This window comes from Alicyclobacillus dauci (genome assembly GCF_026651605.1).
GTDB lineage: Bacteria > Bacillota > Bacilli > Alicyclobacillales > Alicyclobacillaceae > Alicyclobacillus > Alicyclobacillus dauci.
Genome location: NZ_CP104064.1, coordinates 3,889,498 through 3,915,790 on the forward strand (window position 1 = coordinate 3,889,498; position 26,293 = coordinate 3,915,790).

At 49.2% G+C, this 26,293-nt stretch carries 27 protein-coding genes and 1 pseudogene; 8 read left to right on the forward strand and 20 right to left on the reverse strand.

The window, feature by feature from the left end:
• Window positions 1-125: 125 nt before the first annotated feature.
• The 3 genes from lysA to NZD86_RS19555 form a co-directional block, all read right to left on the reverse strand.
• The gene (lysA, locus tag NZD86_RS19545) at window positions 126-1,469 is read right to left on the reverse strand and encodes a diaminopimelate decarboxylase (RefSeq protein ID WP_268043729.1); all 1,344 of its coding nucleotides are present in this window, start codon (window positions 1,467-1,469) and stop codon (window positions 126-128) included.
• Between the two features lie 127 nt (window positions 1,470-1,596).
• Window positions 1,597-1,914 (reverse strand): spore coat protein, encoded by a 318-nt coding sequence (locus tag NZD86_RS19550; RefSeq protein WP_268043730.1) that lies wholly within the window; start codon window positions 1,912-1,914, stop codon window positions 1,597-1,599.
• 21 nt (window positions 1,915-1,935) lie between these two features.
• Complete coding sequence (locus tag NZD86_RS19555; RefSeq protein WP_268043732.1) at window positions 1,936-2,262, reverse strand: hypothetical protein; 327 nt, start codon at window positions 2,260-2,262, stop codon at window positions 1,936-1,938.
• Between the two features lie 154 nt (window positions 2,263-2,416).
• Here NZD86_RS19555 and NZD86_RS19560 point away from each other — a divergent pair, with 154 nt between their 5' ends.
• Window positions 2,417-2,626, forward strand: coding sequence for a DUF378 domain-containing protein (locus NZD86_RS19560; protein ID WP_268043733.1), 210 nt, complete (start codon window positions 2,417-2,419; stop codon window positions 2,624-2,626).
• Window positions 2,627-3,487: 861 nt separating this feature from the next.
• Here the strand turns inward: NZD86_RS19560 and NZD86_RS19565 are convergent.
• Window positions 3,488-3,967 (reverse strand): hypothetical protein, encoded by a 480-nt coding sequence (locus NZD86_RS19565; RefSeq protein ID WP_268043734.1) that lies wholly within the window; start codon window positions 3,965-3,967, stop codon window positions 3,488-3,490.
• A 180-nt stretch (window positions 3,968-4,147) separates the two neighbouring features.
• On the opposite strand from NZD86_RS19565, the gene NZD86_RS19570 reads away from it, so the two are divergent.
• The 4 genes from NZD86_RS19570 to NZD86_RS19585 all read left to right on the forward strand — a co-directional run bounded on the left by NZD86_RS19570 (window position 4,148) and on the right by NZD86_RS19585 (window position 9,532).
• A complete protein-coding gene (locus NZD86_RS19570) occupies window positions 4,148-4,897 on the forward strand; it encodes a VIT1/CCC1 transporter family protein (RefSeq protein ID WP_268043736.1) in 750 nt (249 codons plus the stop codon).
• 527 nt (window positions 4,898-5,424) lie between these two features.
• Window positions 5,425-6,726 carry an MFS transporter gene (locus NZD86_RS19575; protein ID WP_268046963.1) on the forward strand — a complete coding sequence of 434 codons (1,302 nt, stop codon included), beginning with the start codon at window positions 5,425-5,427 and terminating at the stop codon, window positions 6,724-6,726.
• A gap of 123 nt (window positions 6,727-6,849) precedes the next feature.
• A complete protein-coding gene (locus NZD86_RS19580) occupies window positions 6,850-7,911 on the forward strand; it encodes a tartrate dehydrogenase (protein WP_268043737.1) in 1,062 nt (353 codons plus the stop codon).
• 361 nt (window positions 7,912-8,272) lie between these two features.
• On the forward strand, window positions 8,273-9,532 hold the full coding sequence (locus NZD86_RS19585; protein ID WP_326492680.1) for an MFS transporter: 1,260 nt from the start codon (window positions 8,273-8,275) through the stop codon (window positions 9,530-9,532).
• Window positions 9,533-9,617: 85 nt separating this feature from the next.
• Here the strand turns inward: NZD86_RS19585 and NZD86_RS19590 are convergent, their stop codons facing one another.
• Window positions 9,618-10,592 carry a peptidyl-prolyl cis-trans isomerase gene (locus NZD86_RS19590; protein WP_268043741.1) on the reverse strand — a complete coding sequence of 325 codons (975 nt, stop codon included), beginning with the start codon at window positions 10,590-10,592 and terminating at the stop codon, window positions 9,618-9,620.
• Window positions 10,593-10,842: 250 nt separating this feature from the next.
• Here NZD86_RS19590 and NZD86_RS19595 point away from each other — a divergent pair, with 250 nt between their 5' ends.
• The gene (locus NZD86_RS19595) at window positions 10,843-10,998 is read left to right on the forward strand and encodes a hypothetical protein (RefSeq protein WP_268043742.1); all 156 of its coding nucleotides are present in this window, start codon (window positions 10,843-10,845) and stop codon (window positions 10,996-10,998) included.
• Between the two features lie 64 nt (window positions 10,999-11,062).
• On the opposite strand, the gene NZD86_RS19600 is transcribed toward NZD86_RS19595, so the two are convergent.
• Complete coding sequence (locus NZD86_RS19600) at window positions 11,063-12,706, reverse strand: APC family permease (protein ID WP_268043743.1); 1,644 nt, start codon at window positions 12,704-12,706, stop codon at window positions 11,063-11,065.
• Between the two features lie 732 nt (window positions 12,707-13,438).
• Between NZD86_RS19600 and NZD86_RS19605 the strand changes: the two genes are divergently transcribed.
• Both NZD86_RS19605 and NZD86_RS19610 read left to right on the forward strand, forming a co-directional pair.
• The gene (locus tag NZD86_RS19605) at window positions 13,439-14,170 is read left to right on the forward strand and encodes a hypothetical protein (protein ID WP_268043744.1); all 732 of its coding nucleotides are present in this window, start codon (window positions 13,439-13,441) and stop codon (window positions 14,168-14,170) included.
• Window positions 14,171-14,349: 179 nt separating this feature from the next.
• Window positions 14,350-14,820, forward strand: a complete 471-nt coding sequence (locus NZD86_RS19610) for a hypothetical protein (RefSeq protein WP_268043745.1) — start codon at window positions 14,350-14,352, stop codon at window positions 14,818-14,820.
• 42 nt (window positions 14,821-14,862) lie between these two features.
• Here the strand turns inward: NZD86_RS19610 and NZD86_RS19615 are convergent, their stop codons facing one another.
• From NZD86_RS19615 to NZD86_RS19680, 14 genes and pseudogenes are all read right to left on the reverse strand, one after another.
• Window positions 14,863-15,129, reverse strand: a complete 267-nt coding sequence (locus NZD86_RS19615; RefSeq protein ID WP_268043746.1) for a hypothetical protein — start codon at window positions 15,127-15,129, stop codon at window positions 14,863-14,865.
• 208 nt (window positions 15,130-15,337) lie between these two features.
• A complete protein-coding gene (locus tag NZD86_RS19620) occupies window positions 15,338-15,694 on the reverse strand; it encodes a response regulator (protein ID WP_268043747.1) in 357 nt (118 codons plus the stop codon).
• A 43-nt stretch (window positions 15,695-15,737) separates the two neighbouring features.
• Window positions 15,738-15,941 carry a chemotaxis protein CheC gene (locus tag NZD86_RS19625; protein WP_326492681.1) on the reverse strand — a complete coding sequence of 68 codons (204 nt, stop codon included), beginning with the start codon at window positions 15,939-15,941 and terminating at the stop codon, window positions 15,738-15,740.
• Window positions 15,942-16,327: 386 nt separating this feature from the next.
• Window positions 16,328-17,293, reverse strand: a complete 966-nt coding sequence (locus tag NZD86_RS19630) for an MBL fold metallo-hydrolase (protein ID WP_268043748.1) — start codon at window positions 17,291-17,293, stop codon at window positions 16,328-16,330.
• Window positions 17,294-17,481: 188 nt separating this feature from the next.
• Window positions 17,482-17,934: a chemotaxis protein CheX gene (locus NZD86_RS19635; RefSeq protein ID WP_268043749.1), complete on the reverse strand. Its 453-nt coding sequence runs from the start codon at window positions 17,932-17,934 to the stop codon at window positions 17,482-17,484.
• Between the two features lie 63 nt (window positions 17,935-17,997).
• Window positions 17,998-18,381, reverse strand: a complete 384-nt coding sequence (locus NZD86_RS19640; RefSeq protein ID WP_268043750.1) for a DUF6262 family protein — start codon at window positions 18,379-18,381, stop codon at window positions 17,998-18,000.
• Window positions 18,371-19,777, reverse strand: coding sequence for a tyrosine-type recombinase/integrase (locus NZD86_RS19645; protein ID WP_268043751.1), 1,407 nt, complete (start codon window positions 19,775-19,777; stop codon window positions 18,371-18,373). Before NZD86_RS19645 ends, NZD86_RS19640 begins: the two co-directional genes overlap by 11 nt.
• 18 nt (window positions 19,778-19,795) lie before the next feature.
• Window positions 19,796-21,027, reverse strand: a pseudogene (locus NZD86_RS19650) (ISL3 family transposase).
• A gap of 192 nt (window positions 21,028-21,219) precedes the next feature.
• A complete protein-coding gene (locus tag NZD86_RS19655) occupies window positions 21,220-21,876 on the reverse strand; it encodes a hypothetical protein (RefSeq protein ID WP_268043752.1) in 657 nt (218 codons plus the stop codon).
• Complete coding sequence (locus NZD86_RS19660; protein ID WP_268043753.1) at window positions 21,866-22,849, reverse strand: tyrosine-type recombinase/integrase; 984 nt, start codon at window positions 22,847-22,849, stop codon at window positions 21,866-21,868. The genes NZD86_RS19655 and NZD86_RS19660 overlap by 11 nt, the downstream gene beginning before the upstream one ends.
• Before the next feature lie 281 nt (window positions 22,850-23,130).
• The gene (locus NZD86_RS19665) at window positions 23,131-23,409 is read right to left on the reverse strand and encodes a hypothetical protein (protein ID WP_268043754.1); all 279 of its coding nucleotides are present in this window, start codon (window positions 23,407-23,409) and stop codon (window positions 23,131-23,133) included.
• Window positions 23,410-23,901: 492 nt separating this feature from the next.
• Entirely contained in the window at window positions 23,902-24,261 is a 360-nt protein-coding gene (locus NZD86_RS19670) for a hypothetical protein (RefSeq protein WP_407655188.1), read from the reverse strand.
• A gap of 575 nt (window positions 24,262-24,836) precedes the next feature.
• Complete coding sequence (locus NZD86_RS19675; protein WP_268043756.1) at window positions 24,837-24,965, reverse strand: hypothetical protein; 129 nt, start codon at window positions 24,963-24,965, stop codon at window positions 24,837-24,839.
• A gap of 148 nt (window positions 24,966-25,113) precedes the next feature.
• The gene (locus NZD86_RS19680; RefSeq protein ID WP_268043757.1) at window positions 25,114-26,067 is read right to left on the reverse strand and encodes a hypothetical protein; all 954 of its coding nucleotides are present in this window, start codon (window positions 26,065-26,067) and stop codon (window positions 25,114-25,116) included.
• Window positions 26,068-26,293: the final 226 nt, after the last annotated feature.

The window sequence follows — 26,293 nt, forward strand, 5'->3', positions numbered from 1 at the left end:
TAACCGAATTCGAGCATCTGCCACGTCACCGCTTTCATGTGGACAATCGCTTTCCGATCACGCCGCTCTACATAATAAAATGGGACCCCTCGACAAAACGAGGAGCCCCAATTATTCTATCACGTTTATTTGCCACGTAAGGGCATGTCGCGTCGTACCAAATCCGCCCAAGTCTCTCGTTGAACAACCAATTCTGCCTTGCCATTGCGAGCAAAGACGACCGCCGGCTTGGGAATCCGATTGTAGTGACTGGCCATGCTGTAATTGTAAGCACCCGTTGCAAACACTGCGAGAATGTCTCCAGCTTGCGGGTTAGGCAACGGCGCGTCCCAAATGATCATGTCGCCACTTTCGCAACACTTTCCCGCGACGGACCATGCATCCTCGGGTGTCGCATCGGCTCGGTTGGCGTACACCGCATGATACTTGGCGCCGTAAAGAGCCAATCGAGGATTATCCGTCATCCCACCGTCGATGGCAAGGTAATTGCGAATCCCCGGAACTCGTTTCTGGCTGCCCACTTGGTACAACGTTACACCCGCAGGCCCTGCGATACTCCGGCCCGGTTCGATCCATAAAGTCGGCAGCGGTATTTCCTTTCGACCAAAAACCTCTTTCGCCGTTGCGACAATGGCCGAGATGGTCTCTGAAACAGGCGGCGCATCTTCATCCGTGTACTGAATGCCGAATCCACCGCCCACGTTGAGCACGCGGAACGGCAGCTTTAGCTCAATAGCGCCGAAGTGGTACAGATCAGCAAGCCGCTCGACTGCCACGACGAAACCTTCCGCATCGAAAATCTGCGATCCGATGTGGGAGTGCAGTCCCACACACCGCAGATTCTCTGCACGCGACAATTGTCGCAGTGCTTCACCCGCCTGACCGCTCGACAAATCGAACCCGAACTTACTATCTTGGCCACCAGTGGCGATAAACTCGTGTGTATGCGCCTCTACGCCCGGTGCCACGCGGATGAGAACGTCAACGTTCCGCCCGCGCGCAGCAGCGATATCTTGAAGCAGCGATAATTCGTAGAAGTTATCGATGATGATGGCACCGATATTTTCCCTTACAGCGTACTCCAGTTCATCTGGTGTTTTATTGTTTCCGTGCATGTGGATGGCATGTGCAGGAACACCACTCGCTAGGGCGGTGTACAATTCGCCCCCCGACACAACATCGATGCCGCAACCTTCCTCATACACCAACTGACACATGGCCATCGTGCAGAAGGCTTTGCTGGCGTATGAAATTTGGTATTCAACTCGTTCGCGTTGAAAGACCTCGTGAAAAGCCCGAATGGTACGGCGAAGTCGTTCTTCATCGTAAACAATGAGCGGTGTGCCGTACGACTTGGTAAGTTCAACGGCATCACAGCCACCAACTCGCAAATGGTGGTTGGTATCGATGTCAGCCTGTAGAGATGAATGATCAGACTCCCTTACAGCGACAACCTCCTGTTCTGGCATAACACTCCACTCCCACCCAACACGGTATATCTCTCTTCTTTAATGCTCTACTATAACACAGAATGTCGGTACTGCATATGGGCAAAAACAAAGACAGTGACCAAAGCGAGGCCACTGTCTTTGTGTGTCATTGCGTTTGTCCAGTGGGAAACTGATTCTTGTAACTCTGGAACTGAGTCGCTGTCTGCGTGACCTGTTGCGGATTGGCTGACTCCACTTTGTACCAGCCCTTTTGATACATCAAGTCAAAGACGTCTCGAACATTTTGTTGCGTTTGCATGAGGACCTGCATCATATCTTGAAACAGCCCTTGATGACTTGCCTCCCGTACTGCCACGTTGAAACCGTCCGACAGGTATTTTTCGGTTGACAGCACATCATTCATGTAATCCCTATCATTCATTTGAGGTGTTTGATTGTTTTGTGACTGTCCTTGATTTTGCATGTTTCGTTCCTCCTTTCGTAGTTACTGCATGGTCTGCTGTGAGGCTGTTTGACCACCCTGCTGACTCTGTGTTTGGCAGTGCTTAAGCAATAGATCGTACTGTTGTTGGTGTGTTTGGCATACTCGTTGGATGGCTTGTTTTACCTGTTGGTCCGTGCACTCGTTTGCGTAGTGGTTAAACTTTTTCACGGCGTTGAGCAGCCAAGACATCCCATCCTTCAAATACGAGAGATCTTTGTTCGTCAAAGTGTTCGGTGGCGTCTGCGTGGCCTGTTGGTTCTGCATCGATTGTTGATTTTGCATGCCTTGTTGGTTCTGCATGCTTTGTCCTTGTTGCTGCTGCTGCATGGCACAGTCCTCCTTCACATAATCAACCCGGAGGTTAGTATGATCGAATCCAAACGTTATCATGCTTGGCTCACTATCAGAGCCGTTGGAATAAAGGGTTTGAATTTGTCCAAACCTAGTGCAAGTACCAGATTCCTCAAGGGAGGGTATGTTCATGAGATGGAACACGATCGACTGGGTTGCATGGGTCCTTGCTATCGTTGGCGCCTTAAACTGGGGGGTTATCGGGTTTTTCGGCTTCAATGTCATCGATGCCGTGTTCGGAACAGGTACAGGTCTGAGCCGTACCATCTATGCTTTAGTTGGTCTCGGAGGCCTGTGGCAACTGATTTCGGTGTTGTCCCGATCCGGCACCCGCCACTAACCCGTCTGGAATGTCTTTTTGGACGTCGTCCGCGGACAACTGCTGCATAACGGATTGTTAAACAACTCGCCCACCAGATCGGGTGGCTTATGGCATTGCGGATAGTGATAGGAGACTACTCCGACGGTAGATTACGATGGCCGGGTGGCTTCCGGGGGTACTTGCCCGGCCGGAGTGCGGAGTGCCGACCGGTCCGTCGTCGCGCCCGGCCCACACCCGGCGCAGTCACGCCCGGCTCATAAGTGACTGTTGTTCCCTTCTGGCCTCGAGAGCACTCAGTGCGTCGCATCAACGGAGCCAGGGTCTCTTATGGCACGAATTTCCTGCAGAATCGGGCGAAGATTGTCTACATAGCGGAATTCAAGTCTCTTGTTAGCAGACTCGCCGGTCGGTTCGGGCCATTAACGTACTTTTCATCCGCTAATCCGGACACGCGCTCCCACCGGCGGTCGGGCACCCTGTGGCGTTACGCAGTGCGACGGCCCCCTAACTGCGGATCGCTGTGGCCCCGTGGCCAACCGGGGTCTCGCTTGCCCGGCAGCAGCGCAGCCGGTCCGCCGGTCCGGGTCAGCAATCCGGGCCACGCCCGGCTCATAAGTGACTGTTGTTCCCTTCTGGCCTCGAGAGCACTCAGTGCGTCGCATCAACGGAGCCAGGGTCTCTTATCACGCAAATTCCCCTAGTTCCGGGCGGAGATTGTCCACATAGCGGAATTCAAGTCTCTTGTTGGACGACTCGCCCGTCGGTTCGGGCCATTAACGTACTTTTCATCCGCTAATCCGGACACGCGCTCCCACCGGCAGTCGGCTACGCTGTGACGTCACGCAAGTGCGACAACTCCCTGCCATCCCTGCCGCCCGACTACGACATCGGGATACCAGGTGAGTCATTGAGCCTGATGTGCTTGTACCAGGTCAGGAACGCTTTCTCCAGTGCTGATCGAATCAATACATCGTCAAACTTCCCGTGATACACAACGGATTCATCGACCCAATTTCCCCACAGTCCATGCTGGTTACCCGCCTCCTGCCAATCACCGTCCGTGACGTTCAGCTGTACCGTGTCACCCGTGAACTGTGTTTTCACAATGAAGCGAGGCGTGTTGAAATGAGAGTTAAGAAACCCCGCTGTCATGCCGGGCGTGGATCCGCCTGTAACTTTCACTTCCAAGTCAGAATCCGCTCGCTTTGCCTGGTTCGCCAACTCATTAAACACGTGTTGAAGGTCCAATAAAATGTCGGACGACGTGCTGGTAGAAGTTTGTACTGATGCCTGAGAATCGAGTTGTGATAAAGACGCCGTCGCCTTGATTTCGGCGATTTCCTGTTCGAAACGCTCCATACAAATCCCTCCATCCCATTGCCCATATCTCCAGATTGTCCAGAGATGTCTTGCAAAATGCGTCCTATTAGCGTGTACAAATTAGGTCAGTGAAGGTGGTTTGCGGGTTCCAATTTTTGTTGACTAATCAAAAGTCCCTTCGACACACTGTCGATATAGTCAATGTGAGAGGTGAGAGATATGGCGGTTCAGCCAATGCAGCAGATCGAATCAAGATTGAACCGAATGTTTGGCCGCGAAGCCTGGCATAAAACACACTCGAGTGGATGGATCGGCGACGCCATCTATGGTGTGAACGACGGCCTCGGAGCCATTTTCGGCATCATTGCGGGTGTTGCCGGTTACACTGCAAACAGCCACATCATGCTTATAAGCGGGTTGTTCGGAGCGCTTGCCAGCACCCTCTCCATGGGCGCAGGTGCTTGGCTTGCGAAGAAGTCGGAACAGGAACTCAGGCATCAAGAGCTTGCCCACGAACTGAGAGAAATCAAAGAAAACCCAGCGCACGAACGGGAAGAGCTCTCGCTCATGTACCAACTGAAAGGCTTTACGGAATCAGAAGCGGATGCTATGGCAGAGCGCGTGAGCCGAGATGAGCAACTGTTTTTACGGACAATGGCGACCGAAGAACTCGGCCTAGATATGGAGGAAGATCCCCGCGGTCATTGGAAGAGCGCTGGTATTGGCAGCCTCTCGACACTAGTAGGCGGCCTCGTTCCCCTGATCCCGTTCTTCTTCATTCACGGTGTTTGGGCCATGATCATTGCTGCGATCGTGAGCATTTTGGCGCATTTTGCTGTCGGCGGTGCAAAGAGCGTCCTGACAGTCCGTAGTTGGTGGGTCAGCGGTCTGGAAATGACCGTGGTTGGCATCATTGTCGGGGTAGTCGCTTACGGGCTGGGATGGGTGGGCGAGATCGTCCTCCGCTAGCGGAACGACGCACAGCTCCTCGGAAACACGAAATGGTACAGTTCAATTCGCGGTGTTGACAAGCTCCGACAACTTTTTGTCAGCTCGCCGAAGTGACTCTCCGCGAAAGCAAACACGACCGCAACTTCTCAGCAATAAGCCGATTCGTTGCGGTCCTACAGCACGCATCAGTAAATGTAACCCGATTATGCTTTTACGTTAACGTACTGACCCTTGCCGTCATTCGTATCGGCTCCACCCATAACGACGTCGCCGTCGTGATCGGCGTCTATTGATTGCGCCTGCTGGGCTTGTGCGGCTTGTGACTGACTGCTAAGACTTTGTAGAGCGTGTTGTGAGAATTGCGTTACTCAGGATATTTGCACCATGTTCACCTTAAGTTTCCATTTTCAACGTCTTGTCTCAAAAGAAACTCAAGACATAAGTTGCGTTTGCTCCAGTATTTTAAAATGTGCTATACCAAATTAGTAAGCGATTTCAAGTTGCGAGGAGTGACACGCGTGAACAGAAAGTATCGCTATGTGATCATGTCATTGATCGTGTTGATGACCATGATCAACTATATCGATCGCGGCACTGTATCGTACGCAGCCGAACCTATCATCAAGCTGTTCCACCTGAACAAGTCGACATGGGGCGAGGTACTCGGATTCTTTGGATACGGGTACATGGTCGGTTCTATTCTGGGTGGAATGCTGTCAGACAGAAAAGGCCCGAAATTCGTTTGGCTTTTGGCTGGCACGCTATGGTCTATCTTCGAAATTTCGATGGCGTTTGCAGGCAACATCGGCATGGCGGTGTTTGGCGGGTCAGCACTTGCCGGCTTTGCTGTATTTCGAATCGCATTTGGCGTGTCGGAAGGCCCGTTGTTTTCCACAATGAATAAAACGGTTGCAAACTGGGCCGCACCAAAAGAAAAGGGATTCATGCAATCATTTGGTTTATTTGGCGTTCCATTCGGTTCTTTGATCACGGCTCCCGTTGCCGTCGGGCTTTTGTCTATCACGACTTGGCAAACCACGTTTATCCTCTTAGGAGTACTCGGTCTCATCTGGGTTGGTATCTGGGCGAAGGTGTTTAGAAACAAACCTGAGGAGCATCCGCGCGTAAGTCCAGAAGAACTAGCGGTCATTCGCTCTCAAGACGGGGTCGTGCAAAACGAGACCACGCTCGTCGAGTCCGAACACCAACACATTCCTTGGTATCATTTCTTTAAAAGTCGAACACTGATTCTCAACGCCATTGGCTACTTCGCATTCCAGTACGTGAACTTTCTCATTCTTACCTGGACACCGAAGTACTTACAAGACAACTTCCACTACTCTCTTGGAAAACTGTGGTACATGGGTATGATTCCTTGGATTGGTGCCTGTATCACCGTTTTGCTCGGCGGCCAAATCTCCGACGCATTGCGAAAGAAGACTGGAAGCCTGAAAATCGCCCGTTCGGGTTTGGCGGTTGTTTCGCTCATTTTGACGGCCATTTGCTTCTTGCTCATTCCAACCATCCACAGCATCGGTGGCGTGCTGCTCTTAATGGCTGTGGGCAATGCATTCAATTTCCTGCCAAACTCCGTTTACTGGACAGTTGTCATTGATACGGAACCGTCCAAAGCCGGGAGTTTTGGCGGTGTGACACACTTCATCACCAACATCGCGACCGTCGTTGCACCAACGCTCACCGGTTTCTTAGTGACGGCAAACGGTTATTCGGCCATGTTTGTCGCAGCTGCTGTTGCTGCCATTGTCGGCATGCTCGCGATGCTGTTTGTATCACCTGGGCGCAGGCGCATTGGTCAGGCCAATACCTCTTTTACAGCGAACAGATAACAGTAGACGAAATGATAGAAAAAGTATAATTTTAACCTTCGTAATGGGTTGCACCACAAGGGTGGAACACGTCGCGAAGGCTTTTCTTTTGAATCACAAGCGGTAAGACACGGAGGGCTTTTTATGAATCAGTACGAGATCGCCGTAATCCCCGGTGACGGGATCGGGAAAGAAGTCGTTCCAGCGGCAATTCGAGTCATTGACACACTGACAGACATCCACGGCGGCCTGTCATTCAAGTGGACGTCATTTCCATGGAGCTGCGAGTACTATTTGGAACACGGTGCCATGATGCCGGAAGACGGAATCCAAACGCTCCGGAACTTCGACCAGATTTTCCTCGGTGCTGTCGGCATGCCAAATCTCGTCCCGGATCACGTTTCGCTCTGGGGACTGCTCATTAAAATCCGACGTGAGATGCAACAATCCATCAATGTCCGCCCGGCGAAGCTGCTCAACGGCTTGGCGTCCCCTCTTCGCGATCCTGAGCCATTCGATCTCATTGTCGTCCGCGAGAACTCCGAAGGCGAATACTCCGAGATTGGCGGACGGATGCACAGTGGCAGCGACGAAATGGCCATCCAAAGCGCCGTGTTCACGCGTAAAGGCACAGAGCGGGCCATGCGATACGCGTTCGATCTCGCTAAAAAACGGCGGCAGCACGTCACAAGTGCCACGAAATCAAACGGAATTTCTCACAGCATGCCATTCTGGGATGATGTATTCAAAGACGTTCTCAAGGATTATCCGGATATTGCCACGACGAGCAACCATATTGACGCGCTAGCTGCGTTTTTTGTCATGAAACCCCACGTATTCGACGTCATTGTGGCGTCAAATCTGTTCGGCGATATTTTGACCGATCTCGGCGGTGCCATCATGGGCAGCATCGGGATCGCTCCTGCCGCCAACCTCAACGTTGAACGAACACTGCCGTCTATGTTCGAACCGGTACATGGTTCAGCACCCGACATCGCAGGCAAAGGGGTAGCCAATCCGCTCGGCCAAATCTGGACAGGAAAACTGATGCTCGACTTCATGGGGTACGAAGACCTCGGCAAGTTACTTCTGGATGCCATTGAACACGTTCTTGTGTCTGGCATCAAAACGCGTGATTTGGGCGGAAGGGCAACCACAGAAGACGTCACCAGCGCGGTCATTGAATACCTAAAGAGCTGTGGCTGATAACCCTAAACTACCCCCGTCGTATGGCGGCGGTGCAGCAAAGTAAGGAGTGCCAGGCCGCCAAACAGGATTTTTCATCCTGTATGCGTAATTGACAGGTGGAAGCTGCAAACTTATGATGAACTCATAAATCACTGAGAGGAGTGCGAGTAGGATGAGGCAGTTTGCATGGCAGTATGTCATCCGGTTATTCGGACCTGCAGTCGCCGTGAACGGGATAGCTATGCCCTTTTTTGGCGACTCATCCTGCTCGCGTTTCTAACGGACTTATCCCTCGTGAAACGTATCCAGGTTTCGTCGCCACGTCTCGGGCTGTTACACGACGTCGGCTCTATACGAAACGGAGGATACCCCCTTGTCCATGAACACTGCGTCACCATCCCTACACAGAAACTTGGTTTTTCTCTATATCTTCCAAGCCACATCGCGCTTATGGTTTGACGGTGCACTTTGGGTTGTTTACTGGCAGCATCGCGGTCTTACTTTGTTCGAAGTCGGACTTCTCGAGGCCTTGTTGCACTTGGTATCCCTAACTCTGGATATTCCAATGGGGATTTTCGCCGACAGAATCGGCTGGAAGGTCTCACTCATGTTGAGTGGTGTCGCCGGCGCAATATATTGTTTCTGTTCCCTTTTGCCGCATCCATTCGTTGCTGGGATGTTGGCATTTGCGTTCCGCGGGTTACAAATCACCATGTCAAACGGCAGTGACATGGCCATGACCTACGAAACCGTCAAAGCCTCAGGCAACGTCCATCGCTATCAGATAATCAGCGGTCGGATGATGGCAACCCAGTTGATTTCGCTTGGTATGGCTGAGGCATTGGGTGGATATTTCGCCAGCCAAAGTTGGGTCCTGGTATATGGCGCATTCGGTGTCGCCAATTTACTCAGTAGTGTATGTACGTTGTTTTTAAAGACCCCGGTTACAAAGAACCAGGGGCACGGAGCTACAACGGGGGACTCTGTGACGGAGAGCGATCGGCCGTCATTCCTTCAAATTGTTCAGGACGCCTACCAATTTGCCAAATTCAGTTCGTCGTACCGACGCTGGATCGCATATAGTGCTACCCTCTCTGGGATTATCGCAACATGTGCGTTTTACGGTCAGTCCCTCTTGCATGGGTCTGGCTGGAGCACGGGGGAAATTGGGCTCTTGACGGGCCTCGAATGTGGTATGAGCGCGCTTGCATCCGTCGCGTCTCAGCCCATTACTTGCAGGTTCGGAGCTAGAACGCTGGCGGGGCTGGCCGTTTTCGGTATGCTTCTGTTCAGTTGGTTACCGGGGGCTGGCAAAGGCATCGGCTATTTGTTCTCGCAGGCTTCCGGCAGTGCGGCGGAACCGCTCATCGACAGAAACCTAAACGATCTCGTTCCGTCATCCAGCCGCGCCACCCTCTTGTCCGCAAATTCAACGGCATTTTCCCTCTTCATGGTCATCGGCTTTCCGTTATTTGGAGCGCTCATCGGCTCTGTAGGCATCCAGTCCGCCTACCACTGGGGCAGTATTCTACTGGCCACTTGCGCTGCTGTAGCCGGGATCGCACTGGGGCTGACATCGAGAAAACAGACGACGTTTGAGCAAACAACGGCTTCATTCTCCCATCACCCGGAGGATTAAGAGATCACTAGAGAAGAGGCCATCACACACCTCATGGGAGGTGTATGATGGCCTCTTCGTTTTCGCGATAATTCTACTGTACAGGTTATTGGCCACCTGTTGGGAGACCAGTTTGTGGTGCTGGATTAGCCAATTGCTGTTTGACACTCGCATAGCTTGTATCGATAATTTGTACATTATCTTTCTTCATCAAATCTGCAACAAGTTGCTGTGGTGCCGGTGCATTCTGTTGCTTGAGCGCGCTGACGATATTGCTTTTCGCCTCGGCCAACGTCGGTACTTTCGCGGGTGTGATAGCCGTTACCTGAACCAGTTCATACCCGGAAGCAACTTTAATTGGCGAGCTTACGTCACCCTTCTTCAGCTTAAAGGCCGCGCTGGCGATGTCAGGTGCCTGTTGTGACAATTCAGCTTGGGAGAACGTTCCCATCGCCCCACCCTTATCCTTCGTGGCGCTGTCCGTCGAGCTCTGCTTCGCCAAATCAGAGAACTTCTTGCCTTGGCTCAATTGCTGCTGAATTTGCTTTGCCTGTCCCTGAGAAGAAACGATAATGTCCGAGATGGAACGTGTCTCTGGAGAAGCAAGACTTTGCTTGTTCTTATTGTAAAAATCCTGGATTTGTTGATCCGTGACGGTGACCTTGCTTTCAGCAAGTTTTTGTTCGAGTACCTGAACCTTTAACTGGTTCATGAGCTCTGCCTTCGTCATGTGGCTCTGTTTGAGCATGTCCTGCAACTGCGCGTCACTGGAAATTCCATTTTGTTGCTCCAAGCTCTGCAGAGACTGATTGACCTCTGTGTCTGACGCTGACACATTTTGACTCTTCGCAGCATCTAAAATCAACTGATTTGTAATCAACTGAGACAACATTTGTGTCCCAGCGTATGCCTCAGTCTCGTTCACTAGATCTTGGTGCGTGATAGGGGTACTCCCAACCTTCGCAACGATCTGATGACTCGAAGACGTAGACGCATGTACCCCATACCATACTCCACCGACGATGACCGCACCGACAAGTGCACCCACGACCGGAGAGACAAATTGCTTTATAGATGCCAATCAAACTGCCCCCTATACGAATGCTAGACGCATCATAACAAAACTAAATAGAATTTTCCTTGAAAACCTCTAGTGCTTGTCCTGTAGCCCTGGGAACGTGTCTGAACACATTCCGTTCAAAGCTTAACATATAAGTCAACACGCACCACATTAGACGGATGCCAGTCTATTAAAGGAAAGGCGCAAGTATGAAGTCAATCCCGACGGGCAAAATTAGGTCTCCAAGACCTTGTTCGAAGGGAGTTTCTGGATGTCAAAAATGTCGCAGACCATCACGAAAGCGGTTATCGCCAGTATTGTTGGAATCGCTTTGTTTCTCGGCATGTACAGCGTGATCGGATACGAACGAACGGAACTCATCGCGTTCGCGGTCCTTATCGGTTTGTCCGTCGCTGCGCTGAAATAAAGACAGAGCACCGCCGCGCGCAGCGACATGCTCCGTATCATTTTCGTTACCAATTACAGCCCCATTACAGCCCGAGGCTAGAATCCGAACCCGTACGTTTCTCCAATCGCTCCACCTGTCCAGAACGCTCCTCTTCGTACCCAGACTGAGCACGGGTCAAGTAAGGTGTGACCCATGCACTGCCAACACCCCAGAAGAAAAAGACGAGGGAGCCGACGGCCACGACGAGCAGATCCACTCCGTACGGCAACACATTCATACCGCCGAACTTATCGCTGCCCAGCCACGATACCAGAATCATAAAGCCGAGATAAATGATGAGCCAGAGACTCGACTTAATGTGTTTCGCGAACCCAGAAAAACCTTCGTTCCTGCCCTGGAAGAACAGGTAGATAGGCAAACCGACCAACATGACAAAGATGACGCGTCCCGTGCTCGGCCACTTACCTGCATACAGGATGAGGGATGCCATGACGAACGCGATCGGTGCAAGGACTTGTAATCCCTTAATTCGAACCATGGACCCCATATTCGTCGCGATCCGCCGGAAAGCCATCGCCGAAACCGGCCCCGTTACATAGGAGACCAGTGTGGCAATCGAGATAACCGTCGACAATTCACCCCAGCCTCTGAATATAAGCAGGAAAATATACGACACGACGAGATTTAACCACATCGCGTTCCGAGGAATATACCATTTCTCATGCACGTTCGAAAGCGACTTGGCAAGCCATCCATTTTCACTGATGCCAAAAATCATCCGTGCCGTCGTAGCTGTATAGGTAATGCCCGTGCCGGACGGAGACACGAACGCATCCGCAAACAGGATGATAGCAAGCCAGTTCAATCCAAATGCGACAGCCAAGTTGGCAAATGGCGAGTCAAAGTTCAATCCAGCAAATCCCTGTGCCAACATAGCGGGGCTCAAGGAACCAATATAAGCCACCTGCAAAATGATGTAGATGACGGCAGCGACGAGAATCGATCCCACAACCGCTATCGGCACCGCACGATTCGGATTTTTCGCTTCCCCCGCCAAGTTGACGGGACTCGTAAATCCATTAAATGCGAACACAATGCCGGATGTGGCAACAGCGGTTAAAACACCCGACCAACCAAACGGTGTGAACCCGCCGTGGTGCGTGAAGTTTCCCCCGTGAAATGCAGCAAACAGCAGTGCGATACCAGTGATTGCAGGAATCACCAGCTTAAGGACCGTGATGAAAGTGTTTACACGGGAAAACAGTTTCACTGTCCAGTAGTTCAGCAAGAAGTAAACGAAGACAAGGGCCGCTGCAATCCACAATCCCTGTCCCGCGAGATGGCCTGTGTTCTTACTGTACAGTGCGTGTGCCCAAGCAAATGGCCAGGAACTCATGTACTGGACCGAAGCTTCAGCCTCAATTGGAATGACCGACACAATTGCGATCCAATTCGCCCACCCAGAGATAAACCCCGTAACTGAACCGTGTGAGTACTGCGAGTAACGCACCATCCCGCCCGACTCCGGGAACCGCGCTCCGAGTTCAGCATAGACCAAGCCAATAAATAAAATCATAACCATGCCAATGAGCCAAGCCACGATGGCAGCCGGCCCCGCAACAGTAGCAGCTTTCTGGGCCCCGAATAGCCAGCCGGATCCAATGATGGACCCCACCCCGGTCATTGTGAGTGAAAACACCCCGATTTGCCGCTGTAGTTTTTTCATCATGGTCCCTCCTTCAGCCGATTGAGACTCTTAAAAATATCAGCTTCTGAAATTGAGATGATAGAGATTGTTTCTACAGAGATGAAGAATTGCGGAAGATATACTCATAATAGATTATAGCACGACGACAGTGATTATCTCCAGTTTCCGGAATTTATTGAAAGCGTTTGACTTTTTTGAATTAGGGTGCGTGCGGGGAGGGGGTAGGATGGCCGTGTCTCCAATTCGGGACTGGGCTCCTAATTTACAGATTTACGCCATAGGTGGGGCAAATTAAGTTGAACGCATGCCGTGGTACTGCATGGCCGTCTGAGAGAGGAACCCAGGGACCTTATCGAGCCAACGCTTCCGCACATGTGCCGCGAGCGGCACGCTGTACCCCTATCGGACCTTTTCCCATAGTCCGGACGACTTACAGCGGGAACTAAGGTATCCTCGTTCCTTTGTTTGCGATTCCACAGAAGAAAATTGGCGTATAAGGGAATGCCAGGGTCCTCCCTAGCGGCGGACATGCCAGTACCCTCACGTGACCTGCTCCCATCGCGCGACTGCCCCGCACATTCCCGGCCCCGGCCTACACCGTTCACCCCCTTCTCCGACGGTCGACCAACCGGTCTGCCGGGCCATCGACCCCCGAGAGCGAGCCGAGATCGTTCATCCCCTACCACCTGTACCTTGCGGCTGTAATGCTAGCCGCATGTCATGTAAAAAACGGGAAGGAATGTTGAGAGAATGATTTCTAACATCCTCAAAGGGTTACTTAAATCGCCCACATCAGAAACTGCCGAATCTACAGATGATCCGGCTAGTTCAACTTCGCCATCGAGTAAACCCGGTGACGGTGTGCAATCCATTGATAGTCAATCCATGTTTGGTAATCCATATAGTCACCTACCAGGAGGCGTGCCAGGCGCGCCCATTGGGGGGCAGTCCGACGCCACACGAAGTGTTTCGCCGGCTCCGTCGCAGACTGCGGTCGAACCAGCGGCTCCACGACGAAGGGGACTCTTGGGACTCTTTCGCCGTAAGGCAGCTGCGCGTCAACGGTCGAACCCTACTGGACGCACGACAACAAATGGAATTCTCAATCGCGAAGGAGCGAATCGCCGGCCTCAGGCGAATCAACACATGTATCCGGGTGGTCAGCCGCACACCGGCCTTGGCGGTGCGTGGGGGCAACATATGCGTGGCGGTGCTCCTGGCCATCCTGCACAGCGGCCCATCCAGATGCCAAACCAATTCATGGGTATCGAGCGTTTTGGCCGCCCACCTATGAACCGACCCATGACGGGACCAATCCACCGTCAAATGCACGGCCCAGCGCGACCTGGCCTTCCCTACCAACAGGTTCCAATGCATCCTGGGTCACTGGGGCAGAGACCAATGATGATGACACCACCCCCGCAGCCAACACATCCGTACCACCCGAATACAAACGGTGGGCACATGCAGAGGCACTGGTAACTGTCAGTGAGGGGCCGCTTACGGGACTCGAGCACAGGCATTGCAGATGATGCCAATTCTATTCCTCCCGATCACGCCTTGATCATTCTTGGCGATGACGCTGAATACCATCAGGGATCGCATCCCGGCCCTATGCTCTATCTAGTCTGCTGTTAGCCTGACAAATGGAGGGGATTCGAGTGAATCGATTCACAAGGCTTCGTTGGATTCCAATTTTGCTCCGCGCCTACTATGAAGCACAAATGAGGCTTGATGCCGAGCGCGGTGAAACACAGAGCGAGAAGATCCTTGTCAAGGACAATGAACGTTCGCGGAAAGTACCACTGCGCGCAGAAACCGGCAAACGGCCCAAGGTAAAACGCCGAACCAGCATGGAAAAATTCAAGCCAACGAGCCCGAATACATCCTTGCCGAAGGCACCCCTTAGCGGTGGAACGAATGTACAATTGTTGAAGGAACTCCGTGCGACGAACGAAAAACTCGAGGAACTCGCGTCTATTCGCGAGCAGTTACGGGAACTTGGGATGTCCGTTGAAGACGTCAACCGGCGGATCGACGAGTTAAGAGTGACCAAAGAAGTGGTGGAGAGCCAGGCAAACGCACAATCTGTGACGCCGGGAGTCGGGCAATTGCCACCGTTTGGAGTGTAGATGTCCATCAGACGGCGTATGGAGATTGTGCGCTTGCCGCGTCTATTTGACCTGCTTCCAAATGCTCATGCGATCCCGCTTGCTTTGCGGATCCATTCCTTGCCCAACAAGCCACTTCGCGGCCTCTTTCCGCTCTTCCGCAGAAAGGTCAACCCCAACCTTCTCAGCCAACTCCTCGATCAATCGACCTGCACCGCGCTCGGTTGCCAATTCCGCTTTTGAGTACTTCACGAGAACTTGGTTGGCCTTTCGCCAGTTCAATGGGTTCGTCATTTTGCGTCTGAATGTACTCAATGCTTTGGAAGCCATGATCGTCTCCTTCCACAGCGAATGCTGTTTGTTCCTGTCACGCCGTGACGGGCCCTGCCTCTGCTACACCACCCTATGCATGCATGCCCTCTCGGGTTGTCGGCGTGTGCGGCGGTGGCGATGAGCTGTGTGAGAAAATGAAAAAAGACAGCCCCCAACCGGACTGTCAAATTTAACCTATGAAACTGCACGATCTAATTTATAAGGCTCAGGAGATCTTCGCGATTTCCTCAAGTACCTTTTCCTTCTGGAATGGCTTGACGAGGAAGCTCTTTGCACCTGATTTAATGGCGTCAATAACCATGTCCTGTTGACCCATCGCGCTGCACATAACCACTTTTGCGTTCGGGTCCAATGCCATAATGGCCTTTACTGCCTCCAGACCATCCATTTCCGGCATGGTGATGTCCATCGTGACAACGTCTGGGCGGTGTGCTTCATATAGTTGAACGGCTTCACGACCGTTCCCAGCTTCGGCGACGACCTCATGACCACCTTCCGTTAATAAGTTCTTTAACATCATTCGCATAAAAGCTGCATCGTCTACTACCATAATCTTTGCCATGAGGTAACCTCCTAAAGGTGTACATGTGAACGCTATAGATATCTCAATTCGCGTCTTCAATCATCACGATAACACGCAAAACCCCAGCATCCGTAATGGAAATGGGTACACAACAAGCCTGTTGAAAACCACTTAATTTCGTTTGACCTACCATCACCGTCGGCGGTGTGATATCCAATGAAAAGCCCTTATTCGATACGGCCGTACAAATGCTCCCTGCCATCATGTTAGCGAGTTCGCCGATTATCTAGTCTAGGGATGCCGAGAATACTGATGCAAAGGCTCCCAATCGTTGAATATATATAGTTAACGTTTCCGTGGTTGTACATTTGGTCATCATCCATCATCAAACCATAAGATCATCAAGTGAATTCCCCCATGTGCTCTAGATGTTTTTCGCAACCTAAGATTACAGAATAACTCGGGTATCAGATATACCGTGTTCTGGATGTTTATGCAATGTGAAGAGGGTATGCTTATTTCATATTCGCCCCCAATTGTGCAGTAAGAACGAAAACATTGCTATGGATGTTTATTCAGAATCGGGGACTATTCCATTTTTGACCCCTTTAGTTCAACAAAATTAGTTTCTCTTCAGAACAGCTCTGTGAGGCTTATGGACCATACACCCTTCTAATCGGCTGATTTAGTGATCAAATCATAAACTCTTTTCAAGTTTGAACTAAAATATGTAGTAAAGAACCAGTCACGATAAACCTTTGGTACAGAAATATCAGTAATGTTCTTCTTACTTTGAACGGTTTCTTCGACCAATGTCACAATATCTTTGATGTAACACTTCACTTCGTGAAGTTCTTTCATTGAGCAAACTTCACCATGCCCCGGTACGATAGTTTCTATGTCCAGTAGTTCGACTCGCTTCAGAATATTCAGCCACTCCTGGGGATTCGCATACATCATGACTGGATGATGCTTAGAGAGCACCAGATCCCCCATTACGGCAATTTTTTCTTCAGGAAGGTACACGAATGCATCACTTTGCGTGTGACCGCCGCCATACGTTATTAGTTGCACGGTCCGGTGACTTCCATAAATACTCATCTGCTGGTCAAAGGTTATCGTTGGTAGTGTATATACCAAATTGGAAAGCATTTTCATGTACTCGCGGTCACTGGCATTTTCCCATTGCATTTCCTTCTTTAACTTTTCGTCCGTCTCTTGTTGTACTTTCTCCTCGAGTTCTTCGATAGCCTGATAAATCGGTACTGGGTTTGACAGCTGCTGGGCTAACCTGTTTTTCCCGAATGTAGCCATAATTTCACGTGTGGTGGATGTAGAAATTATTTGTGCCGTAGGGGGAAACAGTTGATTGCCGCTCGTATGGTCACTGTGCCAATGTGTGTTGATTACGTAGGATACTTGGTGTCCTGTGAGGTAGGTTGCTGCTGCCAGCAAATCTTCTGCGGCCTCGATAGTGTTAAGGGTGTCCACCACGAGTGTTGTATCACCTAGATCAATGATTGCTGCATTCCCGACAGAGCCGGTACCAGGGACCGAGATTGCTGCAACGACACCCTCAGCGACGTAATTCAGCCGGAAATGCTTTGAGCCCGTATATGTTTCAATTCTGTTTTTCATGTGTTATCTCTACTCCCCCAGAAATTATAGGTTCATACTATCGCAGTTGTTTTTTCCAACCTAGCTTGTGTCGCTCTTCTGCCCGTTTCTGCCATAAGTGTAGCACTCGAATTATGTATATTCATGCAATATAAACGCATAAACCACCACAGCGTGTTTCTGCAAATCGAAACCGCAGAATACAGTAACTATTCAGTGATGAGCAGGCTAACGCGAAGGGCACCAATACTACTAATAATTACGGGTACTGAAAGTGCATATGTGAACCCAGTCAATTTTGTATCACCAATAAGGACGGTTGGGGGAGTAATGTCAAGATGAATCCCATTCATAGAAACATTTGTACACATGTTGCCACCAACCATGTTGCCGACCTCACCAATTAGTGAATCTAACAGTTCTCCTTCTACGGTCATACCATACATTGAAGCACCTAACGCCATAAATATCTCTTTCTTTGCATCGATAACGAGGCGGGTGTGATAGTCACCAGTAACCCCAATCAGAACGCCCATTTCGGGCTGTCTGAAGGCATTAGGGAGTCTTTCTGCATTTCCGTGTTCAATCGGAAATGGAACAACCGTAGATAGTGCAGAAAGTGTACCGTTTAAAATTTCGGTAACCAGTGTTGCTGTTTCCATAGAAAGTGATTCCTCCTTAATTAAGTCCTCGATAATTTAGTAGCTTTCACCCGCTATTGCATCCTACAGAGATTTGTATATCTCCCCAAATCGCTTCCTAACCAACTCTCGTAACTTTTTTAGTTCATTTTCTAGTTGTTGGTTCCGAGATTTCAAAGTAGCAATTATTACATCCTTCGAAGCGTCACTCGTATTACGCTTAACCATTTTCGCGGACGGTAATCCTTCTTGTTGCTGTCGCAGAAACTCAATACGATCGCGAACCTTTTTATTCTTGTAGAGAAACGATTTTGTAACGCCAGACTCCTCCGATACAGTGTTAAAGTTAATTTTCATCTGATGTTTGACCATCTTCTTTATTGCCTCAAAAACCTTGTCTTCGGCTAGTTGAGTTTTAGTTTTAGCATGTTCCAACAGTCCGGTGACGTTAGGTTTCTCATTCGACACTGGTCGCCACCCTCTCTCGTTCATCTCCCGTATATTCGCGCCGCGACTTCTCCAACCCAAATATTCCATTCCCATTTTGTAAGCCAGATAGAATCTCTTTATATTTTTTAAGCTTTGGCTCTATTAATTCTATGGAACGTAACCGATTAGCCTTCTTATAAGCCGTAATGTCTTCTTCCATTTTTGATATTTGCTGCTTATAATAGTCGATGAACGTTGAGTCTACATGAAAACTACGACAATTGTTTTTAATACAAGGCGGTTCCAAAACACTATCTAAGAAAGTGCATTTTATCTTCGGATTCTTGACGCAAATTCCATGATCCAATCGAATAGAATCAAAATTGTGTCTAATCCATTCCAGCTCTAGTCCATTTTCAGTTACTTGTTCTTCCAATGTGGCGGGTACTATCTTCCCTTGTTCACTAATCCGAATTGCTGCAAAAGCACCAGTCGCCCTAACTTTTTCCCATTCTTTCCTCTTAGTCTCGTCCAATATCTTCGCGTAAACAATTGTCATTTCTGGGCTTGCGTGCGCCATTAATTGCTGAACAATAACTATATCCATTCCGTTGTTAAGAAGAGTCACTCCATACCGATGACGAAACGCATGGTTTTTAAATTTATAGGGCCGCCCGTTCTCATCAAGAATATGACACTTTCTTGCTAGAGCGTTAAGATTGTTACGCATTGTGTTCGACGTTATGGGGTATCCCTTGCGCTTACCAGTGAACGTTGCAAAGAGGTATCGTTCAGGGTTATTTTCTGCAGTGGACACCTTTCGAACAAGTTCAATTTGAGATTGGACAACGGCTGCTATTTCTTCTGTAACAGGCACCCTGTGATCCTTGTATTTGACTTTCCTCTGGTCCCCAATAATCCACCAACCAGTTTTATCCTTCGTTAAACAATCAAGTTTTAACATCAAGACATCAGAAACTCGAAATCCTGTAGCTTCCATTACCAGTAGAATCGGAATGTATTCGCGTTTAAACTGATCAATATTACTTAAGACCAGATCCCAAATGTAATCTGGGATATATTTCACCGTATTTGGGTTTGTTTCCTGACGTTTAGGGTAATCCTCTGGATAAATTAAATTGCCTACAGGTTTTAATGGGGATTCCGACCATCCGTATCTCTGTATATCTTCAATAAACACTCTTAGTTTTCCCATGGCAGTGTTAACGTGTGAATTGGTAGCCTTTTGACCACCTGGAACCCCACCCATGGGCTCCGTTCTTAGAAAGTGTAGAAAACCCTCTATGTCATTTCTCGATAAGTTACGCATATCCACCCAATCAGGATGGCTTTGATGTAGAAAAGCGAAGAAATAATCTAGTTTCTTTAATGTACCTATTGCTGTCATGAACTCAATGGACATCTGGTCGAGCAATTTAGCCTCCTCGCTGTTTTAGGTGGGTAAAGCGAAGGACAACTTGCCTAGCAACAGGTAAATCATAGAGATATAGTTCTCGACGTTGCGATAACCCTTCGCTCTTCGTTTCATGGCTTGGATGAGACTGTTCATACTTTCAATCAGGGCATTATTCACTCTGCTATCAAACCAAGACAGTATGCCAGTTTGGTGGCGGCGAATGGTTTTAGCGGCGTCAATCATTGGTTTGAGCCGCGAATGCGTGGCCCAGAAGTACCACTTGTCCAGAAACGGCTTGGCAAGGGACTTTGGCTGTATCCAAAGCTCTTTGAATGTCAGCATCATCTGGTATGCCTTTGCCGTCTTGAGATTTAAGTGCCGAAGCTCCTGTAATCGCTCTTTTTGCTTGCTTGTCAGATTGTGCTCATTCTTCAGCCAAATGTACCTGGATTGTTTGAGCATGGGCTGTGTGCGTTGTTCTTCACGGCGTACTTTGTCCACCGCTTCACCGATTACTTTCGTAACATGGAACTTGTCAAATGTGAGTGAAGCGTCAGGAAAGTATTTGTGAACACCAGCAATAAATGCTGGAGACATGTCGGAGCAGACAGTTTCGATTTCATCTGGGTCGCCGCCATGTCGCGTGAAATCATCGACGAATCGCGTAAGGGTACTCATGTCTTTGCCATGCGTGACGAAGATTACCCGTCTTTGCTCTGTATCTGCAACAACGGTCACGTAGTGATGACCGCGAGCTGTAGAGGTTTCGTCAACCGCAATGTGGTGAACATCTGAGAAGTCTTGTGATTCGCGAGCCTGATTCACATAGTGGCGAACGATACGCCAGATACGGGTATCATGTTCCCCGACTAGACGTGCAACTGCCAGAACGGGCATCTCGCGAACCAGTTGAAGGATGAATGCCTCGAAGCCGTATGAGAAATGCCCGCGTTTGCGTGCCCAGGGCACTTCGATGGTCCGTACACCCCCTTGTCCTTCGAGCAATCATGGCACCAGATTCGAGTCACTTTGGCGTGAATGTATGTGTCGTGCTCAAAGTGATTGAGGTGCCTCCATGAGCGAGTGTCGCGGTCGTAGATGTCCGTGTTCTGACTGCCGCAATTTGGGCATGGGAACTTGGTTCCATCTTTGTAGTCGACCGTGATGTCAAGACGTTTATTCTCTTTGCTGAATTCAACCGAAGTAACATGCCAGGGAGATTGAACGCCAATAGAGTGATTGAACAAGTCAAGAACGGGATCGGACATTTGGATAACCTCCTGTTACGTCAAGAGAGCGTGGAATACCGACCAACGGGAGGATATGCCGCGAAAGCTCTTGACGGATGCCCAACTTGGCATCCTACAAGTCATGTCAAGCCGACAACAAGGAGGCATTGACCCTAACTCTGGTTTGCCAATGGGTTTTTATACCTCCATGATTGACTTGTTCAACCCATCTCAACCAGCGAAGAGCCGCAATTTAAGCTTTATGTATCTCTTAACTAAAGCTCTATGTACGTTAGGTATTTTTCTAAAATCCAAGTAATAATTAACAGATGTTACGTTATACTGCAGTCCGAGATTTCGAACATCCCATCGATCTTTTTCGAATTCTTCTCTTTCATCATAAAAGTCATACATATAATCATAGAATCGGTTCATGACACTAATATAGGATGTAACACTCTGCCTAACTTGCCCGTCAACCGCGTTAATTCTCAGAGGGGTTAAGGTTTTTATTCCATTCTCTTCTAGATACGTTCTCCACTGAAGTATCAGTTTTTCCTTACGAACATCCACAACGGAATTTAAGCGTGGCATAACTGTATTGAAGAAATCGAACATTCTCCCAGATACGCCCTTATAATTATTGAAGACCGTTTTTACTGAGTAATGTTTCTCTATCAACATAGATGCAAAAAAATACTTCAGTTCTGTCCGTAAACTAGCGTTGCAAATTCTATCAAAAAATATATTTTTCCCCTTATATATCCACGGCTCCGTTCTCAAGGGGCATTCAATAACGTTCCAGACATCCTTAGCCCAGAAATCCTGTAACGTACGTTCCATTACATTTTCTCTACTTTTGGAAGAACGCTCCTGTTTATTTTTCACAGCCCCCCCCCCTTTTTGCTCGCCGATTAGCTGTGTCGTACTGCTCTCTTATATCCTTTTCTGAAAGGTGAACATACGTGTCCATTGTAGTTTGGATTTGAGCATGCCCTACAAGTTCCTGAAGGGCTTTTGTACTAATGCCGTTTCGCACTAAAGTCGTGGCATAGGTATGTCGAAACATGTGAACATGGAAGTTAATCGCCGTCTTCTTTCTTAGTCGCTTTACCCATGACTCAACACTCCTATAATCCAGACACTGCCCTCGATTTATCCCCCGTAATTTAACGAAAACAAAGTTCGTATCGAACTCATTTGCGTGAACTTCAATTAAGTAGTCTTGGAATAAGTTCATGGTCTGTTCTGTGACAAAAACCTCTCTACCTTCACCACTAGCAGTTTTAGAATTACGTATCCTTATGCTTTGTTTTCCAATATCAAAATCCTCTATCCAGAGCGATAGTGCTTCTGAAATACGCAACCCACCGTCATATAACACTGACAACAAAAGCTTATCTCTGATATTGGTACAAGCATTACTTAATCTAGAGATTTCTTCTTCAGACAGAACCTTAATCCGACGCTTGGGGACTGTTAACTTAAGTCTATTTTTCTCAATGGGAATTCCTTTTGTAATGTGGTGAAGGAATTCCTTGTACCGTTTACGGTAGCTAGTTGAAATTTCGAATAAATCTTCACTCAGGTTGCCATGAAACTGCTCAGAACGACTTAAATACTCATAGAAACTAATCACGCAAGAAATAATGGTATTTACTGTCGAGGCTGAGCGTCTCGGCTCTATCTCAAATAACGAGACAATCGTTTTGGATTTATATGGACGACGAAGCCAGCCTATAAATTCTGCAAGGACATTCATGCTTACGTCTAGAAATGTAACTCCTGTTTCTTCAAGAAACTCGAAATAAAGCTTCAGGTGATGAGCATAAGATCGTACGGTGTTCTGGGATTTTTGCATATCGTCTAAATATTTCAGGAATCTACATACAGTATAACAGGATTTGCTTTAGCATCAATGAGCATATATCTAGTTTTGCCTTCAGAGAGCGACGAATCCACCCAGACCTCTTGTACCTTCAACCCCTCACCACCCAAGCTTCCATTCTAGAACACGGACCAACACACAACTATAACTACTATGAACACTATAAATAATAAATCTATATAATAATTTTGCAATGATAAAAATTAGATATTTTTAGCATCGTTGCAAACTTTAAATACGGTAATTTTGTAGGTCTAGATAACCCCAACAAACGACTCGAGCATCTCACCTTCTAGTTGCATGCCGAACATAGACATGGAAATAAAGGAGAAAACGGAAACTGGCGCTTCCAACACCAGTCGACCTCGAACGTCACCCGTAACGCCGACCAAAACACCCATTTCTGGTTGTAGAATGGAAGCTTCAATAGACTCGACCGGATTGCATACAACAGGAAACGGTAGAACCACTTGGACGGCTTCCTGAACGCCTTGAACCATGCCTTGTAGAGGGCCCGCTACGTTGATTGTCACTAACAACTCACCCTTGAAAAAATATTTGTACGGTTCGCGATAGACTTCACAATAATTTCTGAGGTGTTCGGGAACCCGTTCTATACATCACTAACATTTACATAGATTGCGAAAAATATCTATCCCCAATTTGGCACTTTTCGATAAAAATCGACGTTTTTCATCATTTATCTTTGATCCGGGCGTGGATGTGCCGCTATCGGTTCAAACTCTCGCCCGACTGCATGCAGATTTACTTTTGTGTACCGAATTGTAGAGCTCTACGACCGTGGCTGAAGGACACGACTTCCATTCTCAAAACAGTAGATTTGTTTTGGTCGGGATAATCTTTAGGGGGGTCCAGCAAATTAATATGTATGTCCAAGAGGGATGTCCAATAGGAGGATGGCACCCAATCGGTCCAGTACGCCGTCCCAAAGTATACCATGATAGCTACTTTGGGGCGGCACATTGTGACCCGTTGTACAGCGGCTTCCCTTTATACTAAAACGTTTACCAAAACCACAGGCCCAACAATGCGTAGATGACGAGAAACGATACAGCCCATCTGGACCAACCCCAAGCCCCGTAGCCGTAGCCAGGACCATATCCACCCACTGCGCCACCAGGGTAGCCCACAGCCGGATAGCCTGGGCGGCGTCCGTACCAAGCAAGAGCGAGATCGAGCCTCTGCATCTCATCGCCTTCAACCTCAGCAGTGATGAGACTCGCCGGTGCGTATCGTCGCGGCGACAGGATAATGACTTTATCATCCTTTGTAATACGCTCGATCATTCCCTGATGATACCCGTACGGCGTGCGGAACTGCACCCACTTTCCGATGTGACGTTCACAATCTTGTCTTGTGCACAAATTGAACACCTCCACTAAAATAGGAAGACTGCGTAAGTCAGCAGGTCGAGCTCACTTACGCAGTCTCTGTTACTCAGTACGTCGTTGTGCAACAGGTTGTTGTTGCATACGGCACCAGCAAAATGAACAGCACAAAGATAATGAGGAATACCACCGCCCACCGGGTGTATCCACCGAAAGCACCATCATACATCTTCACAAGCCCCCTTTTGTACGCTCACAAGGTCAAGCTCAGTAGCCTGCTCCGTATCCATACGCAGGAACAAGCAAGAAGAACAAGACGAAGATGATCAAGAACACCACTGCCCAGCGTGTGTACCCACCAAAGCAACCGTCCACTCGGCCTACCTCCTTTGCAATCAAACGTAGTCCAACGTATGTGCATGGACAGGTACTCTGAGACGGTGTTCACCCATCCTGGGACACCCAAATCCAGCACTACTCATCATGAGGAACCCTCGATAACAGAAAAACGGACACCCAGTCACACTGACAGGAGTCCGTTTCTGATGGCGAACTGACACGAGAATCTGCCCCGCTCTTTGGCCTATGTCAAGGCCAAACGTGCGCAGAGATCAATATGCGCAGCTGGTTGCACATGAACCGCCGTAACCTCCGCCGTACGCTGGTACAAGCAGGAAGAACAGGACGAAGATGATCAGGAACACGACAGCCCAACGTGTGTATCCTCCGAATGCTCCCATTTGATTACCTCCCTCACAGTTTGATGACCACGGTTCAATGTATGGCCATCACACTGTATATGGATAGGCTGTTTGACCAATCTTAGAGTATTGGCGCAAAAAGGGCCTTTAGCTTGACATCCGCCACAGGGATGGCGAGAGTCGATGATCAGTGGACGCGTACACTCGCAATCGCTGTTTGGGTAATCCTTTGAGGCGCCCTCGCCTCTACCAGGACAGCGGTTGGATTCGGGTTCATACGAATTTGTACCACCCCGGACGTGGTATACGGGTTAGGTGTGACAGTAGACCTTGGACTAGGCAGTCCGTTGGGGTTCGAGTCGACAAAATACCCCTTCAAATGGTCTGGCGACAGGCTGGTCCACTGAATTCCTTTGTTCCTGTTAAACAGACCAGTGACATCCCATGCACCCTGCTTATTTCGCATGACGATTTGATTGCGTGTCGCCATAACTGCAATTCTCTCTTTTGCATTCGCCGGATTCGTCCATTCGTACCCGCTCGTTCCCTCAACAGTGGCCCGATACTTGACCCACTGAGCCGGAACAGACAGGGAAACGACAACGCCCGCACCGAGTGGTTGCGTTTGAGTCTGCCAGACTACCGGTTTTGTCACTGCTCCACTGGAAGTAATGTTCGCCGTTTGGTTTCCGGCTGTACCGTTGACAATACTGGGTTGGCCCACATTGGTGCCGCCTGCCGTCGAATTATCAGTTGTGCTCGATGCGTTCGTCGACGTTGTATTTGACCCTGTACTTGGCGGTACATTCGGTGTCGTTGCGTTTGTTATTCGTGGCCTAGGAGTAGGCGGCGCGCCACCTGTGACCCGCGGCGGAGTTGACCCGGGAGTACCACCCGTGACGCGCGGTTGGCTGCCGTTCGTTGTACCATTTGTCGGGTGAGATCGGGCTGGTGGCGCCGTGATCGATGTGTTTGTCACATTAGTCGGATTTGGTGCTGTGGTATTTTGTCCACCACTCGGTGCATTCGTGAAAATGTCGGTATTGATTCCACCGCCCTCGCCCCTTTGCCCACATCCGACAACTGTAAGGAGAAGAGCGAAGGATGCACCAAGCACAGCCCATGTATTGTTGTGGGTCATTTCATATCCCCCATTCAGTTTCATCTTGGATATGATGCGCTAAGTGCTTGAAGCAGATACGAAGATCGGGGCACATCTGGTCACTGCAGGTACACACTTGTATCCTGCATCGGATGAATTAAACTTCAACGTCTCTGAATATAGACGTTGAATTGGCGGATGATAAGCGTGACTCAAAGGGGGGAGACAAAATGGTACCGGATTGGCTCTGGGGTATCGCCTATAT